The organism is Roseburia zhanii (assembly GCF_014287635.1).
GTDB classification, from domain to species: domain Bacteria; phylum Bacillota; class Clostridia; order Lachnospirales; family Lachnospiraceae; genus Roseburia_B; species Roseburia_B zhanii.
The window spans coordinates 69,695-87,810 of sequence record NZ_JACOPH010000007.1 but is presented as its reverse complement, the minus strand read 5'-3'; the positions used below and the strand labels follow the sequence as shown (position 1 = coordinate 87,810).

At 41.2% G+C, this 18,116-nt stretch carries 10 protein-coding genes; all 10 read right to left on the bottom strand.

Annotation, left to right across the window (positions count from 1 at the left end):
* The 10 genes from H8S17_RS09490 to H8S17_RS09445 all read right to left on the bottom strand — a co-directional run bounded on the left by H8S17_RS09490 (window position 1) and on the right by H8S17_RS09445 (window position 18,106).
* Window positions 1-5,550 (bottom strand): beta-L-arabinofuranosidase domain-containing protein, encoded by a 5,550-nt coding sequence (locus H8S17_RS09490; protein WP_186867137.1) that lies wholly within the window; start codon window positions 5,548-5,550, stop codon window positions 1-3.
* 402 nt (window positions 5,551-5,952) lie between these two features.
* Entirely contained in the window at window positions 5,953-6,678 is a 726-nt protein-coding gene (locus H8S17_RS09485) for a response regulator transcription factor (RefSeq protein WP_243238037.1), read from the bottom strand.
* Window positions 6,665-8,380 (bottom strand): cache domain-containing sensor histidine kinase, encoded by a 1,716-nt coding sequence (locus H8S17_RS09480; protein WP_186867136.1) that lies wholly within the window; start codon window positions 8,378-8,380, stop codon window positions 6,665-6,667. Before H8S17_RS09480 ends, H8S17_RS09485 begins: the two co-directional genes overlap by 14 nt.
* 15 nt (window positions 8,381-8,395) lie before the next feature.
* Window positions 8,396-10,021 carry an extracellular solute-binding protein gene (locus H8S17_RS09475; RefSeq protein ID WP_186867135.1) on the bottom strand — a complete coding sequence of 542 codons (1,626 nt, stop codon included), beginning with the start codon at window positions 10,019-10,021 and terminating at the stop codon, window positions 8,396-8,398.
* Window positions 10,022-10,207: 186 nt separating this feature from the next.
* Window positions 10,208-11,182, bottom strand: coding sequence for a 6-phosphofructokinase (pfkA, locus tag H8S17_RS09470; RefSeq protein WP_186867134.1), 975 nt, complete (start codon window positions 11,180-11,182; stop codon window positions 10,208-10,210).
* 89 nt (window positions 11,183-11,271) lie between these two features.
* Window positions 11,272-14,742 (bottom strand): DNA polymerase III subunit alpha, encoded by a 3,471-nt coding sequence (locus H8S17_RS09465; protein ID WP_186867133.1) that lies wholly within the window; start codon window positions 14,740-14,742, stop codon window positions 11,272-11,274.
* 18 nt (window positions 14,743-14,760) lie between these two features.
* Window positions 14,761-15,498, bottom strand: a complete 738-nt coding sequence (gene truA, locus H8S17_RS09460) for a tRNA pseudouridine(38-40) synthase TruA (protein WP_178050828.1) — start codon at window positions 15,496-15,498, stop codon at window positions 14,761-14,763.
* 84 nt (window positions 15,499-15,582) lie between these two features.
* Window positions 15,583-16,389: an energy-coupling factor transporter transmembrane component T family protein gene (locus H8S17_RS09455; protein WP_186867132.1), complete on the bottom strand. Its 807-nt coding sequence runs from the start codon at window positions 16,387-16,389 to the stop codon at window positions 15,583-15,585.
* Between the two features lie 11 nt (window positions 16,390-16,400).
* Window positions 16,401-17,246 (bottom strand): energy-coupling factor transporter ATPase, encoded by an 846-nt coding sequence (locus tag H8S17_RS09450; RefSeq protein ID WP_186867131.1) that lies wholly within the window; start codon window positions 17,244-17,246, stop codon window positions 16,401-16,403.
* On the bottom strand, window positions 17,231-18,106 hold the full coding sequence (locus tag H8S17_RS09445) for an energy-coupling factor transporter ATPase (RefSeq protein WP_186867130.1): 876 nt from the start codon (window positions 18,104-18,106) through the stop codon (window positions 17,231-17,233). Before H8S17_RS09445 ends, H8S17_RS09450 begins: the two co-directional genes overlap by 16 nt.
* Window positions 18,107-18,116: the final 10 nt, after the last annotated feature.

The window sequence follows — 18,116 nt, the reverse complement described above, 5'->3', positions numbered from 1 at the left end:
TTACTTTTTCACTGTTACTTTTATTCTCTTATATACACCATTCTGTGCATATGCGTAAATATAACAGCTTCCTTTCTTCTTTGCTTTGATCACACCTTTACGGTTTACTGTTGCGATCTTCGTATTGCTTGATTCAAATAATACTTTACGATAGCTGTATGGCTTTTTGCCTTTCTTTACGATCGTTGCTGTTAATTTCACAGACTTGCCTTTCTTAAGGCTTACTTTTTTCTTATTTAATTTTATAGAACCTGCATTACCATATTTGCCGCCTGTTGTTGCAGAATACATGGTCTTTGATGTTGCAAGGATTTCTGCCTTGCCATCTACCATCTTGTATGCCTGAACAATGTATTTGTAATAAGTTCCCTTCTTTAAGTTCTTATGTGTATAAGAGGTTGTTGTATTCTTTTCAATGATCTCTAATACCTGATAGCTGTATTTCCTGCTCTTGGTATTGCACAGTGCGCCAAATACAACATAGCCATCGGCATTTTTCATCTTACTCCATTTGATCTTATTAGACTTCTTGCCTGCTGCTACTGCACTTGCTTTTAAGATGCTGTATTTCGCATTCTTAGCTTCTTCTGATTTCTTAGAAGGAATTGCAGAATTATCTGCCATGATACTTTCTGCTGTCGGTGCTGTTGCTGCCAGTGTTACAGTCGTATCGGAAGTACTGCCGCCTGTTCCGGTTCCTGTTCCTGTGCTGCCTCCACCTGTACCCGGGTTAGATGGCTGATCTGTCGTTCCACCATTTCCACCGTTTCCATTATTTCCGCCATTGCCTCCGTTACCTGTGCCGGCTGCTTTCTTGATCGTCAAGGTATATGCTGCACTTGTGGTATGGTCTTCTGCATAAACTAAAAGATCTACAACGGTTTCATCGGAGCTGATACTGATTGCTTTTGCTTTTGTATCATCGGTTAATATTTTATTGATATATAACAGACCAAATTTATCTGCAAGTGTTGTCTTTAACTGTACCTGTCTTGTATCTGCCGGTACTTCTAATGTATATGCATTTTCAGAAGCCTTTGTAATGGTTCCGATATCTGATGTGATCGCTGTAATACCTGCATTATCATCATAATTTGTGCTGGTATAAACAGATACATTTAATGCCGGAGATGCTGCATCATCACTTCCACTAAAGGAAATACGGATTACTTTTTTGGTTCCTGCTTCTCCTGTGGTTTCATCGGTATATGCATAATCTTCTGCGGTTGCGATGGCTTCTTTCGGGATCTCATACTGTACGGTATAGATCTTGTCATCCCCGCTGTAATCTAAAGTATCTTTTGCCACAACGGTATCACCAACTTTGATCACCATGGTCTTGCCATTATCTGCTTTTGCATACTGGCAGTTGATATAGTTCGTCTTATCCGGATCGATCTTAAAGAGATAAGAGAAACTGCCGCCTGCTTTTGCATAACGTGTCAGAATACTCATATCACCAACAGAACCTTCGCCTGTTTCTTGCATATGTGGATAATATTTTTCATTTCCTTCTGTCTGTGTTCCGTAACCAACACCAACGCCTTCTAAGTAAACATTTGCATCTCTTCCGGCTTTCTTTGCCTCTAAGATACGTGCCTGTACTTCTGCAGGATCTGATCCTGCGAACAGCCAGTAAATACCATAACGCTGATCGTTAATACGGTAATATGGAACAAATACCAAATCTTCATCTCCGCCCCAGTCGGTACCTGTCAATGTAAATTTCAGTTCTTTTTCATCTTTGACTAAGTAGTTTTCAATATTTTCAAGAAATTCTGCTACAGAAATATCATCTGTCATATTCAGTGTTTCCGAGCTTAAGGTTCCCTGATTGGAAGTAGAACCGTAGCCATTCGTAGCTGTTCTTTCCTGACCGTTTACAATCTTTGTCTTGCAGACATCACACTGTACACCGATCTGGTAAGTGCCCATCTTATCATCTCTGCCAAGTTCTGCTGCTAAAACAATCGGTCCATACTTAAATCCATATACTTTTCCTGCATTATCAGGAAGTGTGTATGCTTTAATCTCCATAGGAAGTGTGACATCTACAGTATCCCCGTCTTTCCATGTTCTGTTAATGGAGAGATATCCGTTGCTTGCTGTCACATTTACGGCTGTTCCATTTACTTTGACAGTAGGTGCCGCTGCTGCCCAGTCAGGAACTCTTAAGCGAAGATCCATGTCTGCACTGCCTGCTCCATTTAACAGTTTTACCGTAAATTTTGTCTGTTCACTGTCTGGAATATCACTATCTTGTACTAACATGATATTCTTCGCATTCCATGTTACTTTTGAGCTTGTATACTGGTTTACGATCAGTTTATCTCTTGAATAGAAGTAGAAACTGTCACCAAGTTTTGTAAAGTTCTCAAGACCTGTTCCGGTACAGCACCAGAAATAGTTTTTCTCAAGGTCTGCATTACAGTATACTTTAAAGAATCCAGTTGCCATCGGCTGGAAATACGTAGTCATACCGGTATCTTCATTGACAGATGCCATGATCGCATTGATAAATGTAGTTTCATAGTAGTCTGCATATTTCTTATCACCGGTAATACGGTATAACTCTCTGGTCAGTTTTAACATATTATGTGTATTACAGGTTTCACAGTTACAGTGGGAACGCTCTGCATCTAAGACATTATCTGCACCGAAAAATTCACATTCGCTGTTTCCACCAGTAATATAGGTATGTTTGCTGATCAATAAATTCCAGAAGCTCTCTGCATACGCAAGATATTTATCTACATCTTCTTCTCCGTTTAATGCACGGTATCTGTTTAAAGCTCCGATAAATTTCGGAATCGTACAGTTTGCATGGCGTCCGTTTAATACATTGCTCTTGCCGGATAACACCAGTTCAAAGAGTCTATCTTCATCAAACCAGTGTGCTGCTGCTGCAAAATGATCTGTATTTGCATAACCTGTATTCTTTGCACATTTGTAAAGTTCATATAAGCAGTCATTCATACCGCCATACTCGACACCTAATACTCTTGACTGGATCGTACTGTTCCATTTCGAAGTCCGGTTATATATCCATTCTCCAAGCTTCTCTGCAACTTCTAAAGCTGTTTGATTATCGGTATATTTATAGGTTTCTACCAAACCATTCATGATCTTATGCATTGTATACCATGGTACCCATGTATCTCTGGTATCGCCTGCTTCTAAGAGATTAAACTGACGTTCCGGATCACTCTGGCTTGCTAAGGTTGCACCAAAGATAAATCCGCTGCCTAATTTATCCTGACAATCCTGTAATTCATCGATCAGATAATTCAATCTTTCATCGATCGTCTTGCCATCTTCACCTTCTACATCACCATATCCATTTGCAGATGCCTGTGCAACTGCTGCTAAATAATGTCCTAACGTATGTCCACCTATACGGCTGTTCTCCCATCCGTTATAGGATGCTTTTGCATAAACACCATCTTTATTGAAATCAAATCTTCCATCTGCGATCTGTGCTGCCGTATAACCTGCTGTCAGACGGAAATTGTAAAGCAGACGGTCTGGATCGAATTTATTTAAAAATTCTACATCCTTCTCTGTTACCTGAACATAATAATCATCTGTTAATTCAATATCAGAAAGTGCAAACTCATTTAATTCTGTAATATCACTTTCTGCAAGAACAGTTACTTCAAATTTCTTTGACTGTGAATATCCACCATAAGATACAGTTGCTGTCAAAGTTACGTTTGTATCTTTTTCTCCGGCTTTCGGTCTTGTTACTTTTCCTGTATGGGATAATAATGTTTCATTTGATGACTCCCATGTGATCGTTGTTTCATTGGCTCCCTCTGTTGCCAATTCCAGATCAGAAGTGACATCTGTATTTTCTAATGTCAGTGCTGCATAATCATTTGCAACACGTTTTTTTGCATCTGCTTCTGCTTCTTCCGGTGTCAGTTCTTTGTACTGACGGATTAAGATATAAGCTAAGTTGATTGCTTTGTTATCATCTCCTGTTGCACGTACATCAACTGTCAGTTCTCCATTTTTCACTTCATATACAGTCTTTGCAATTTCTGTTGCAGATGCATTTAAGGCTTCTTTTACAGTTACCTGTTTATCAGTTCCATAATTTAAGTATACATTTGGTGTTTTTGAACAGCCCCATGGATCTGTACAACATACATACACTTCATATTTACCATCTTCTAATTGGAATTTGTACTGTAAGAAACGCTCATTAATTCCTTTTTCCCAGAAGTTTTTCGTATAACGGTTTGAAGTCGTTTTTTCATAATCGGTATTTGCTGTATTCTGCTCATATGCCCATGTATTGGCAGTAAATACACCCTTACCGGATGGAGCAGTTCCATTTTTTCTTGATCCATTTCCAACTAATTCTTCACCATCTACGATACCCCATTTATAACCGGTCACTTCATCTTCTCCGTAAACCTGATCGGTCACACTGTTATGGGTTCCAAACTGATCGCCTTTGCTGACAGTACTTACTATATAGTCACCGCAGTCAACAAAATATACGATACGGTTGTCATCTCTGTCTACCGGTGCTGGGACTTTTTCGGCAATGACTTCTACCTCAAATTCTGCTGTATCACTAACTTCTCCTGAAGTGATCGTTGCTGTCAGGGTAACTTTTACGTTTTTGCCATCTGTCGGTCTTGTTACTTTTCCTGCAGATGAGATCACTGCATCATTAGAACTTCTCCATGTAATACTGCTGCCATTCTCACCGGTCGTTGGTAATGTGATATCTTCCTTGACAGATTCTGCTAAAGTTAATGCTTCTTTATCTTTTCTGACCTTCTTTTCATCTTCTGTTTCACCTGTTTTTACGGATTTGATCAGAATAGAAGATACACAGGCACACAGGTTATCAGCTCCTGTTCCACGTACATCTAATGTAAGTTCTGCATCTTCTGTTAATGTCACAGTTCCTGTGGCACTTGCTGTTCCACCATCCGGTACACTAAAGCCCTCCCGTAAAACTGTCTTTGTTCCGGAAACTTCGGTTGTGATCACCGGAGAATCTGCACACCTCCAGACATTGCTACATCCGACTGTAATCTCATAGCTGCCTGCTTCTAATTCGAATGCATAATCTACATAACGTTCTTCAATTCCTTTTTCCGAAAAATTCTTAGAATAACGGAAGGTGTTTTCTGCAGGATAATCTTTATTAGCATCGCCTAACTGTTCCATTGCCCATGTATTTGCTGTTGCAATACCCTTTCCTTCCGGAGCAGTTCCATTTTTTCTTGATCCATTTCCAACTAATTCTTCCTCAACATCGACAATCCCCCACTGATAACCGGTAGTCGGATCTTCTCCGTACACCTGATCGGTCACACTGTTATGGGTTCCCAACTGCTCCCCATCATTGACGGTACCTACTACATAATCTCCGCAATCCACGAAATATACGATGGATGCATCTTCACGTTCTGCTGCCACACCTTTTGCCCATACTGCTTCAAGACCTGCACTTGGCAGGGAAGTGATGCACATGGCTGCTGTAAGGCTTGCTGCAAACGCTCTTTGTAATACTTTTTTTCGCTGCATTTTTGCTTATCTCCCTTTCTCCTTTTTGATCCTGTGGTATAGCTGCTTTTGCTGTACAGATATACGGAAAAATGCATAGTAAAAACCTCTATCACACAGTTATTTGTCATATAGCATATATTATAGAGGTTGTTTTTGTAAAAACATATGTATTATTTTTCTTTTTTTGGTACTATTTTTTGCCAGGCTTACGCTTCACAGCTAATTTGAAGCATTGTGTCTGCCTCGTCGTGCTTGCACGTAAGAGTCAGATACAATGCTTTAAATTGTACTGCGAAGCAGTAACTTCCCACTAATGAGCAATCCGCTTGCGTAGCAAGCTTTGAAGCACGAAGTGCGGGATTGCGAATGTATGGGAAGTTAGCTGTGAAGTACAACGTATAGAAAGTCAACTTTAAATCATCACATCTTCCTATATTTGCTCGGCGAAACACCCGCCACTTTTTTAAACACCTTCGTAAAATAAAAATAATCTTTGTACCCGACCATTCCGGCAATCTGTTCAATAGAAAGCGTATCATCTCCTAACAATTCCTTTGCCCTCTGGATGCGTCTGGCTGCGATATATTCTGAAAATGACAACTTTAACTCCCGCTTGATCAGGTTACTTAAATGTCCTGTACTGATCTTATAGGTTTCTGCTAATTCAGTCAGTGTGATATTTTCCGTATAACGTTCCTGTATCTCGCTGATGATCTGCTGCATGACTGTTAAACTTACTTCTTCTTCCTCATCTCTTTCGATATCTCCACCCAATTCTTCATGGATTCTGCTTAATACCTGATTGAGTTTTTCCTGTTTGACCGGTTTTAAGAGATAATCATAGGCATGTAATTCAACGGCTTTCTGTGCATATTCAAATTCTGCATAGCCGCTGATAAATACGACTTTTGCCAAAATCCCTCTTTTCTGCATCTCCTCAAGCAGTCCAAGACCGTTATAACCAGGCATACGGATATCGGAAAAAAGGACATCCGGCTTTTTCTTTTCCATTTCTTCTAATGCTGTTACACCATTACAGGCTTCGCCGACTACTTTAAATGGCAGTTCAGATTTTTCGATCAGTTTCTTCATTCCAACAATGATCCATGCTTCATCATCTGCAATAAATACCTTATGCATGCTCATGTCCTACCTCCTTCACATTATCCGGTATAATGATCGTGATCCTTGTACCTTCTCCGACTTTACTCTCGATCTCAAACTTGACATCTTCTTCATAAAACAGCTTTAACCGCTGGTAGATATTTGAAATACCAATCCCCTTACGGTTTAAATTTGTGCCTAAGGTATTTCTAAGCCAGACAACTTTTGCCGGTTCAATCCCACAGCCATTATCCTCGATCACAAATAACATATGGGATACACCTGTCCTCCGGATCGATACGTCGACTTCGCCTTCTTCGATCTTTTGCTCTAACCCATGGAAAACTGCATTTTCCACTAAAGGCTGTAACATCAGTTTGATCACCGGTTTTTTTAAAACTTCTTCCTCTGCATCGATATGGACTTCAATCTTTCCCATAAAACGGTAATCTATGATCTTTGCATACTCTCTCATATAGTTGATCTCGTCTTCAACGGTAACGATATTTTCTGCTTTTACTGCAAACCGGAACACATTAGATAATGCCATCGTGATCTCTGCAATATCCTCTACATCATAATATAATGCCATCGAGCGGATACATTCAAATGTATTATACAAAAAATGCGGATTGATCTGATTCTGGTGCGCCATGATCTGTACCTGACGTTTGGAGATCTCCATCTCGTACATTTTTGTCTGCGAAGTTAAGATCTCCTGATTCATCTTCTCACGTTCATCTAACATCCGGTTTAAGTTATGGACAACTTTTCCGATTTCATCGTTTCCTTCTTCCTGCATCCTTAATTCCGGTTCTTCTGCGATCTGGCTGATAAACCGGTCTACCTTATGTATCCTGTTAAGAATATGAAAATAACAAAAACCGATCAGAAACGCTAACAACAGTATTGCTAAGATATATGCATAGTTCGTCACTTTCATATTATCTTTTAATTCCTGCTTCATCTCATCTTCCGGTATCCTGCTGACCACCCGCCAGCCCGTCATTTTTACGTCAGATGTTCTAACCTGATAGGTATTGCTGTTACGCATCATATCTGCCGGAAGTTCTGTCAATTCCTGTTCACTGATATTTCCTAAGATCTGGTTCTTTGCATCGATCAGATAGACTTCTGTATGCGGTGTTGCCTGTGTATCTTCTAGCAATTTTTGTAGTCCATCTGTTTTCATCAAAAATAAACATGTGCCGATCTGTTTTCCATACTCCGTATATTCAATATCATATACCGGAAAACTGATGAGATAATATGGAATCCCAAGCTGATTTAAGTAAAATGCATTTCCATACCGGATATCTTCACTGATGCCGGCATTGATTCCTTCATCTCCAATATCCTTACCGACTTCTGCGATTTTTTCCATGGACATATCATAAAGGTAAATACCGGAAATACTTTCCTCTAACAACAGTGCATTAGAAAATACGGCTGCTACTTCTTCACGTTCCATGATCCTGCCTTTTTCGTCCTGCCGGTAATAATCTTTTACCGTCGGCGAATACGTTACTGTCATAGCGATCGACCGCATGGAATTATAATATTCTTCAAGATTACTTTCCATCTGAAGCATCAATTTATCGTTCAGGTTTAAAGTATTACTGCGTAATGTATCTTTGATATATAAACCTGTGACTAACAGTCCGATACATAAGATCAATATCAGTCCTGCCGCTAATCCGATCAGTTGCAGGAACAGACTGCTTTTGACCTTTTCTCCTATCATCTTTTTTCCTTTCTGCTAATTTACCTTTTGTATGGAAGTCTGATAATCTTCACAATTTTTCTGATATGCTTCATTCTTTAATGCATCAATATCCTCTATTCCACGCTCATATAAGCCGTCGATCAGTTTTTTATATTCCATTTCAAACTGCTCATCGGTTTCTGCTAAGACCGTGACTAAGATCTGCTTTTCTTTAAATGTCTTGATCTCCTGCTCGATCTTCCCTTCTTCACTGTCTGCTGCGATCAGGTCAGCCGGAAACATGAGTAATGACAGATCATAGCGGATGGTTCTAGGATCACTTCCGTATGCCAGCTGGATATTTCCATATTCTTCATCTGCCGGTGAAACGCTTCTTCTCCATGCAAGATTTTCAAACAGCCACCATGCCCCGATTCCGGTACTGCTGTAATTTGCTTCTGCATCTTTGCGTTTTTCTGTCCGGTGGATCATGCCTTTTTCATCGATCGTATAATCTTCTCCTTCATGTCCGAAAAAACACAACTGCATTCCTTCTTCACTTGTCATATAATCGATCCAGTCTGCTATTTTCCTCGGACTCTTACAGTCTTTTGATATCAAGATCTGCATCCAGCCTGTAGAAGCCTCCATCTCGATTCCAAGTACCGGTGTCTTATTTTCCGAAGATATGATCGCACCGGTCGAAAACCAGTCCTCTTCACTTGCTGATGTATTTGCAGCATTACCGATAAAACACAGCAGCCTTCCACTCGCGATCAGTTCTTTGACCTGCATATTTTCCAAGGTCAGGCTGTCGGCAGTCAGATACCCCTTCTGCAGTGCGGTATGGATAAATTTTAGGGCTTCTTTCGTTTCCGGTTGTAAGATGATGTCTTTATAATTGCCATTTTCATCTACCCATTCTGCGCCAAATGTCCCCTCTAAATATTTTAAGGAAGGATCCTGATAGGCTTTTCCATCTAAGATCAGCGGTATGATGTCTTTTCCATCGACTGTGATCCCGCTGTTTTTTGCTTTCTCAAAAGCAGCTAATACACCTTCTTCGGTATCTAATTCTTCTTCTCTGATCCCTAACTGTCCTAACAGATGTTTATTCCAGATGATCGTATTGTTATCACTGTATTCTGCCACATCATTCCAGTAGTCGATGCATGGTTTCCAGATATTCCTCGCATCTTTGGAATTGATATGGCTCGGCAGTACATACCATGCCCCATCCCTTTTTATCAGTTCCTTTTTCACATCTTCCGGAAACTGCTTTAGAATATGTGAATCTGGTTTATAAGTTTCAAAAAATTCATCCATGCGAAAGACTTTACCGGAAGTGATCAGCTGGTTGATCGTTGTTTCATCGGTAACCGCCATGACATCCGGCAGTTCATCATCAATGATCTTTAGTTTTAAACGGGTATCTGCCTCCTGTGTCGGCACTTCCACATCTACTGTCACACCTGTTTTTGCTGAAATATCTCCGGTGACCGTTCCTTCTGTTGTATCCCAGAGTGGCGGTTCCCAGAAACTGACATCTGAATATAAGGTAATCTTTGTATAATCTGCCTTTGCATAGCCCGAATAGCTTTCTGATGTTTTCCCACAGGCACTGCATAGTACTGCTGCAAGCAGACAGATGAATATCAGGCTGCATTTCTTTTTTCCCATATCTTCTCCCTTGGTCATTGCCATGATTTACAAAAATAGAGCTGCCAGTGACAGCTCTATGAACATCTCTATATATTCTATCTGGTTAATATTATTCGCAGTATCATGTAAAACATTACTTCTGCCTCTTACGTGCAAGCACGACGAGTCAGACGCAATGCTTTACATTAGCTGTAAATAATAATATTAGATAGAAAGATTCTTACAAACCTCAAACTGATATTCAGAAATATCCTTTTTCATTGCAAGTGCTTCATCAATATCAAAATCTACAAATTCCCCGCCACGGTATGCCACAACGCGGTTTGTAGCTCCTTTGCAAAGAAGGTCAACTGCATAGGCACCCATGATAGATGCATAAACACGGTCTTTACAGGTCGGGCTTCCACCACGCTGCATATGTCCTAAGATCGTTGCTCTTGTTTCGATTCCGGTTGCAGCTTCAATTCTTTTTGCCATACTAGAAGAATGTCCGATACCTTCTGCGTTGATGATGATATGGTGCTGTTTACCGCGTTTTCTGTTCTCGATGATATGGTTGACTAATTTCTGCTCGTCATAATCATATCTCTCTGGAAGAAGGATATCTTCCGCTCCGTTTGCAATGCCTGTCCACAGAGCAATATAACCTGCTCCACGTCCCATGACTTCGATGATACTGCATCTCTCATGTGATGTAGAAGTATCACGTACTTTATCAATCGCCTCCATGGCTGTATTAACGGCTGTATCAAATCCGATCGTGTAATCTGTACATGCAATATCAAGATCGATCGTTCCCGGAAGTCCGATCGTATTGATGCCAAGTCCTGCTAACTTCTGTGCACCCCGGAAAGAACCGTCCCCACCAATAACGATCACACCATCAATGCCATGTTTTCTACAGATCTCTGCACCTTTCTGCTGGCCTTCTGCTGTTGTAAATTCTTTACAGCGTGCTGTCTGTAAGATCGTACCACCCCGCTGGATCGTATCGGATACGCTTCTTACTTCCATATCAACGATCTCTTCCTGTAAAAGACCCGCATATCCTCTCTTGATTCCTTTTACTTTTAAACCCTTTCCCAATGCTTCACGAACAACTGCACGGATCGCAGCGTTCATACCTGGTGCATCACCACCACTGGTTAATACACCGATCGTTTTGATTTCCTTTGCCATTTCAAAATTCCTCCTCTATTTATCCCGAATTGTAACTATTCAGTAACTCAAACCACTTTTTCCTAATCTATTTTATTTTAATATCTTTATTATCTGTTTTCAATAGCCTTTTCTACAACTTTTACGTTTTTTTCACCAAAATTCTTCGTCAAAGTGTTTAACAGACCTTCCTCAATACATACTGTTTTGCTCGGTGGCAGGCGTTTCATTGCTTTTTCGGCAGAAAGATAGATCACGACCTGGTCTCCTCCGTCCGAATCTGCGATCAGATGATACAATTCGTCCTCTTTTTCCTCAAATGCCTGCTTGTCTGAAAACTGTATCCACAGTTCTCTTTTTGCCGCATCAAATGCATAGACTCTTTCACAGATCAGTTTGCCGTTTTTTTCTTCCTCGACATTTGCCCTGCCCCGGATAAATACTTTTGCATCTTCCTGCAGCAGTGCCTGATTTTTTTCAAAGTCACGCGGGAATATGATAACTTCTACCGTACCAAGCAGATCTTCGACCGTGATAAATGCCATTGCCTGATTTGTCTTGGTATATTTGATCGTTTTTTCAGTGATCATACCGCCGATCATTACGGTTGCACCGTCTTTGATCTTTGCCGCTTTGGTTTCTTCATCTAACAGGAAATCTGCAGTCGTTGCTGTGATGTTCTTTCTCCACTTTTCTTCATATTTTTCTAATGGATGTCCACTGACATAGATCCCTAAAACTTCTTTTTCATAGCCAAGCAATGTTTCTTTATCATATTCTTCGATATCCGGCATGGTGATCTCAAATTCTTTTTTATCTTCTTCTGCCGCAATATCAAATAATGTCATCTGACCTGCCATGGAATTTTTCTTTTCCTGATGGATACTGTCTAAAATCGAAGCATATACCATCATCTTCTGTCTGCGGTTACCATCTAAACCGTCAAGTGCCCCTGCCTTGATAAAATTTTCAACTGTACGCTTATTGACTTCACCGCCACTCATTCTCGTCAGGAAATCTTTCAGGGACGTAAAAGCTCCCCTCTGCTTTCTTTCTTCTAAGATTGCATCGATCACTGGTTTTCCGACGCTCTTGATCGCAGAAAGTCCATAACGGATCTGTTTATCGGTTGCTAAAAATCCTCCTTCACCTTCGTTGATATCCGGTGGAAGGATCGTAATTCCCATTCTCCGGCAGGTTAAGATATACTCGGAAACTTTTGTCGTATTATCCTGTACAGAAGTCATCAGTGCAGCCATATATTCTACCGGATAATAATATTTCAGATATGCAGTCTGGTAAGATACGACTGCATAGGCTGCCGCATGGGACTTGTTAAATGCATATTTTGCAAAATCGATCATTTCGTCATAGATCTTATTTGCAACTGCCTCATCGATCCCGTTTGCAACACAGCCCGGTACGCCTTCCGCTTCATTTCCATAGACGAAATTCTTACGCTCCTGCTCCATGACTGCCTGTTTTTTCTTAGACATCGCACGACGTACAAGGTCACTCCGTCCCCATGTATAGCCTGCAAGATCACGAACGATCTGCATAACCTGTTCCTGATAGACGATACAGCCATATGTCGGTGCTAAGATCGGCTCTAACTGCGGGCAGTCATATACGATCTGACCTGTGCTGTTCTTGCCGCGGATATAAGCCGGGATAAAATCCATAGGTCCCGGACGGTATAAAGAGATCCCCGCGATCACATCTTCTAAATTCTGCGGTTTTAACTCTTTCATAAAGTTTTTCATACCGGCACTTTCTAACTGGAACACGCCTTCTGTCTTTCCGGTTCCTAAAGAAGCAAGGACAGCTTTATCATCAAAATCAATCTGGTCAATGTCGATCGTAACGCCATAATTCCGCTCTGCCATTTTTACCGCATTCTGGATCACAGTCAGCGTCCTAAGACCTAAAAAGTCCATTTTTAACAGTCCTAATTCTTCGATCGTCGTCATCGTAAACTGCGTCGTGATCATTCCGTCAGAACCGCGCGATAGCGGTACATATTCGTCCATCGGCTTCTGTGAGATCACGACTCCGGCAGCGTGCATCGATGTATGTCTTGGCAGACCTTCTAATCGTTTCGACATATCGATCAGACGCTTGACACTTTCATCTGTTTCATACAATTTCCGCAGTTCGGGATTCATTTTTAATGCTTTTTCAATCGTGATACCGAGTTCATTCGGAATATTCTTTGCGATCATATCGACAAAAGAATAGGGAAGATCCATCACACGGCCGACATCACGGATCACACCTTTTGCGGCTAACGTACCAAACGTTACGATCTGTGTCACACAGTCTTTTCCGTATTTCTGAATAACATAATCAATCACTTCCTGCCTGCGTTCAAAGCAGAAATCCACGTCGATATCGGGCATGGATACTCGTTCCGGATTTAAAAAACGCTCAAAGATCAGATGATAACGGATCGGATCGATATTTGTGATACCTGTTGTATAGGAAACTAAACTTCCGGCAGCACTTCCTCGTCCGGGACCTACCATAATGCCCTGTTCCCTTGCAAAATGGATATAATCCCATACGATCAGGAAATATTCCACATATCCCATATCCTTGATGACTTTTAACTCATATTCTAATCGTTCCCTTAAAGTATCCGCTTTATCCCCATAACGTTCATTTAATCCGTCATAGCAGAGTTTTTCTAAATAACCGTAGGTCGTATAGCCTTCCGGCACCGCAAAATCCGGCAGTTTTGTCTTACCAAATTCAATCTCAACATGACAGCGGTCAGCGATCTTCTGCGTATTTTCTAATGCTTCCAGCGCATAGGGAAATAACTGCTTCATTTCTTCTTCTGATTTGACATAATACTGCCCGCCCTCATAACGCATACGGTTCTCGTCACTTAACTTCTTACCGGTCTGTAAACAGAGTAAGATATCATGCGGTTCTGCATCTTCTTCATAGGTATAGTGCACGTCGTTTGTTGCAACTAACTCAATGCCGGTTTCTTTTGACATACGCAAAAGCTGCTGGTTTACGACCTGCTGTTTATCAATTCCATGATCCTGCAGTTCTAAGAAAAAATTGCCTTTTCCGAAACAGTTCTGGTATTTATAAGCCGTCTGCTTTGCTTCTTCATAGAGTCCGCGCACCAGATACCGCTGGACTTCTCCGGCAAGGCAGGCACTTAATGCTATGATGCCCTCATGGTACGTTTCTAATACTTCCATATCTACACGCGGCTTATAATAATATCCATCCACAAATCCTTTTGACACGATCTTGATCAGATTGCTGTAGCCGGTATTATTTTCTGCTAAGAGTACAAGATGGTAATACCGGTCTTCCCCATGCGTCGTTTCCCGGTCAAAACGCGAATTTGGTGCAACATACACTTCACAGCCTAAGATCGGGTTGATACCGGCTGCTCTTGCTGCTTTATAAAAATCGATCACACCATACATTACCCCATGATCGGTGATTGCTGCCGAATCCATACCTAATTCTTTTACTCTTGCAACGTATTCTGTTATTTTATTCGAGCCGTCTAACAGACTGTACTCTGTATGCACATGTAAATGGGTAAACGCCATAATAAAAACTCCATTCGTCTAATCTAAAAACGTGATCCCGATCATCGTAAGACCACATGCCGGTGCTGTCGGTCCTGCCATGCTCCTATCTTTTGCTTCTAAAATTTCTTTTACATCTTCCGGTTCTATCATGCCACATCCTGCCTGTATCAGTGTTCCGGCTATGATCCGTACCATATTATACAAAAATCCGTTTCCGGTGATCCGGATACCGATCACATCATGTTCTCTTTCCACGTCGATCGCATAAATCGTCCGTACCGTTGTTTCCACAACTGCATGTATCGAACAGAAACTCTTAAAATCATGTTCTCCGACAAGATACTGTGCCGCCTTTTTCATACGGTCGATATCTATGTTATGATGATAAAAATAAGTATCTAACCGCTTTGTCGGATCACGGAAGGTACGGTTTAAGATCCGGTACTCATATGTTTTTCTGCTGTTACAATGTCTTGGGTGAAAAGAAGAAGGTACTTCTTTTGACTCCTGCACGACAATATCCTCCGGCAGCCGCTGGTTTAAGGCATAAGAGATCTTTTCTGCCGGAATCTTAGTATCTGTATCAAAAACTGCCACATTTCCTAAAGAATGTACCCCGGCATCTGTCCGGCTTGCACCGGTAACGGTGATTTCTTCCTTTAATAAATCAGAAAGAGCCTGATTTAACACAGACTCTATCGTAATCGCATTTGGCTGCACCTGCCAGCCATGATAATTTGTCCCATCATAAGCAACGGTAAGGCATACCCGCATAGCTGCATCCTCCTTCTTTTTGCACTCCATCTGATCCTGATCTGCCACTAAGATCCCTATGCACAGACAGCTGGTATCTGCCGGCTAAGCTAAAAATATCCGCAGTAAAATGATCCCTGCAAAATATACGATCAGAAACAGGTATGCAAGATAATCCCTGCTCTGGTAGTGTAACGGTTTCATCTTCGTTCTGCCTTCTCCGCCAATGTAACATCTTGCTTCCATTGCCATGGCAAGATCATCTGCCCGCCGGAATGCACTGACAAATAATGGCACTAATAACGGCACCATATTTTTGGCACGTTTTATGATATTTCCATTTTCAAAATCAGCACCTCTTGCCATCTGTGCTTTCATAATAATATCTGTTTCTTCTATTAAAATAGGTATAAAACGCAGTGCGATCGACATCATCATTGCGATCGCATGTACCGGCACTTTTAATTTAGACAATGGCATCAATGCTTTTTCTAACCCGTCTGTCAGCTGGTTCGGTGTCGTAGTCAGCGTCATGACGGAAGTTCCTACGATCAGATAGATCAGACGTACTAACATAAATACAGCATTTTTCAGACCTTCCATAGTGATCGTTAATTTCCAGAAGTGTACTAATACTTCTTCGCCCGGTGTTAAAAACAGATTGAATACAGCCGTGATCGCCATTAAGATAATGACTGTCTTTAAACCCTTTACCATATAGGAAAATGGCACTTTTGATAAGCGTATCACAACGATCATAAATACCGTTGCTAACATAAATCCGGCTGCCCCGCGAAAAGTAAATAATGACATGATATAGACAAGTGTCGCCATCAGTTTCACCCGCGGATCTAATTTATGGATAACGGAATCTGCCGGATAATACTGACCTAATGTAATATCTCTTAACATAGTTCTTCCTTCTACTTAAATGCCTTAAGAATACTATTCTTTGCTTCTTCTACTGTAGTTGCATTCAGATCGACCGGTATGCCCTTCTCACTTAGTCCATGCATCAGATATGTTACCTGTGGAGCTGCAAGTCCGACCTGCTCTAATTCTTTGTAATGTAAAAAGACTTCGCCCGGTGTCCCATCAAACATCACAGAGCCATCATTCATTACAATAATACGCTCCACATATTTTGCTACGTCTTCCATGCTGTGGGATACTAAGATCACTGTGATCTTCCGTTCCTTATGCATCTTTGCGATCAGATCTAAGATCTCATCCCTGCCTTTTGGATCTAAGCCCGCTGTCGGCTCATCTAAGATCAGCACTTCCGGCTTCATTGCAAGCACTCCTGCGATCGCCACACGGCGTTTCTGTCCACCGGAGAGATCAAATGGTGACTGATAATACAGGTCTTCCGGCATTCCGACACTTCTTAATGCTTCAAATGCCCGAAGTCCTGCTTTATTTTTGTCTAACCCCTGATTCATCGGTCCAAAGCAGACATCATCAAAGATTGTTGTTTCAAAAAGCTGATGTTCCGGATACTGAAAAACCAGTCCGACTTTGGTACGGAGTTCTTTCATATCATAATCGTTTTCATAGATATCCCTGCCATTAAAATAAATCGCACCGGAAGTTGCCTTCATCAGTCCATTCAAATGCTGGATCAATGTAGACTTACCGGAACCCGTATGACCGATGATCCCGATAAACTGTCCATCTTCGATCTTTAAGCTGATATCATTTAGTGCCTTGATCTCATAAGCTGTATTTGGACTATAGATGTAATTGACCTTATCTAAAATGATTGACATGCTTTTCTCCTATATAACTCTACTAACTCGGCATCTAATTCTTCTCTTGTTAAAATTCCCTTCGGAAGCGGAAGTCCTGCTTTTCGTAATTCGTCTGCTAACAGCGTGATCTGCGGTACATCTAACCGGTGTTCCTTCAGGGTATCTACCTGTGAAAAGATCTCTCTTGGTGTTCCCTGCATGACCACACTTCCTTTATCCATGACATAGACATAATCTGCGTCTACCACTTCTTCCATATAGTGTGTGATCAAAACGATCGTAACACCTTTCTTTTTATTTAAGGTATGGACTGCCTGCAATACTTCTTTTCGTCCTACCGGATCGAGCATGGCAGTCGGTTCATCTAAAATGATGCATTTTGGCTCCATCGCCATCACGCCTGCGATCGCTACACGCTGTTTCTGTCCACCGGAAAGCTTGTTCGGGGAATGATTCCGGTATTTTAACATTCCTACGGATTTTAAGCTTTCTTCTACCCGCTGCCAGATCTCTTTTGTAGGAACACCCATATTTTCAGGACCAAATCCTACATCTTCCTCTACGACGCTTGCAATGATCTGATTATCGGGATTCTGGAAAACCATGCCTGCGGCACGTCTGATATCATACAGATACTTTAAATCCTTTGTATCTTTTCCATCTACGAACAATGTCCCTTCACTTGGTTCAAGCAGCGCATTGATATGTTTTGCAAGTGTAGACTTTCCAGAGCCGTTATGACCTAAAACAGCTACAAAATCTCCTGCCTTGATATCAAGATCAACTGCATTTAATGCGGTCTGGATCGATTCTACATTTCCTTCTTCATCCCGACGGATATATTCATGTACTAATTTACAGGCTTTAATGATTCCCATGTTTTTTGTC

Coding starts and splice junctions, on each gene's coding strand:
- H8S17_RS09450 (WP_186867131.1), bottom strand. CDS start 17,246: ATGTCAATCATTTTAGATAAGGTCAATTACATCTATAGTCCAAATACA.
- H8S17_RS09480 (WP_186867136.1), bottom strand. CDS start 8,380: ATGATAGGAGAAAAGGTCAAAAGCAGTCTGTTCCTGCAACTGATCGGA.
- H8S17_RS09475 (WP_186867135.1), bottom strand. CDS start 10,021: ATGGGAAAAAAGAAATGCAGCCTGATATTCATCTGTCTGCTTGCAGCA.
- H8S17_RS09485 (WP_243238037.1), bottom strand. CDS start 6,678: ATGAGCATGCATAAGGTATTTATTGCAGATGATGAAGCATGGATCATT.
- H8S17_RS09455 (WP_186867132.1), bottom strand. CDS start 16,389: ATGTTAAGAGATATTACATTAGGTCAGTATTATCCGGCAGATTCCGTT.
- H8S17_RS09445 (WP_186867130.1), bottom strand. CDS start 18,106: ATGGGAATCATTAAAGCCTGTAAATTAGTACATGAATATATCCGTCGG.
- pfkA (WP_186867134.1), bottom strand. CDS start 11,182: ATGGCAAAGGAAATCAAAACGATCGGTGTATTAACCAGTGGTGGTGAT.
- H8S17_RS09465 (WP_186867133.1), bottom strand. CDS start 14,742: ATGGCGTTTACCCATTTACATGTGCATACAGAGTACAGTCTGTTAGAC.
- H8S17_RS09490 (WP_186867137.1), bottom strand. CDS start 5,550: ATGCAGCGAAAAAAAGTATTACAAAGAGCGTTTGCAGCAAGCCTTACA.
- truA (WP_178050828.1), bottom strand. CDS start 15,498: ATGCGGGTATGCCTTACCGTTGCTTATGATGGGACAAATTATCATGGC.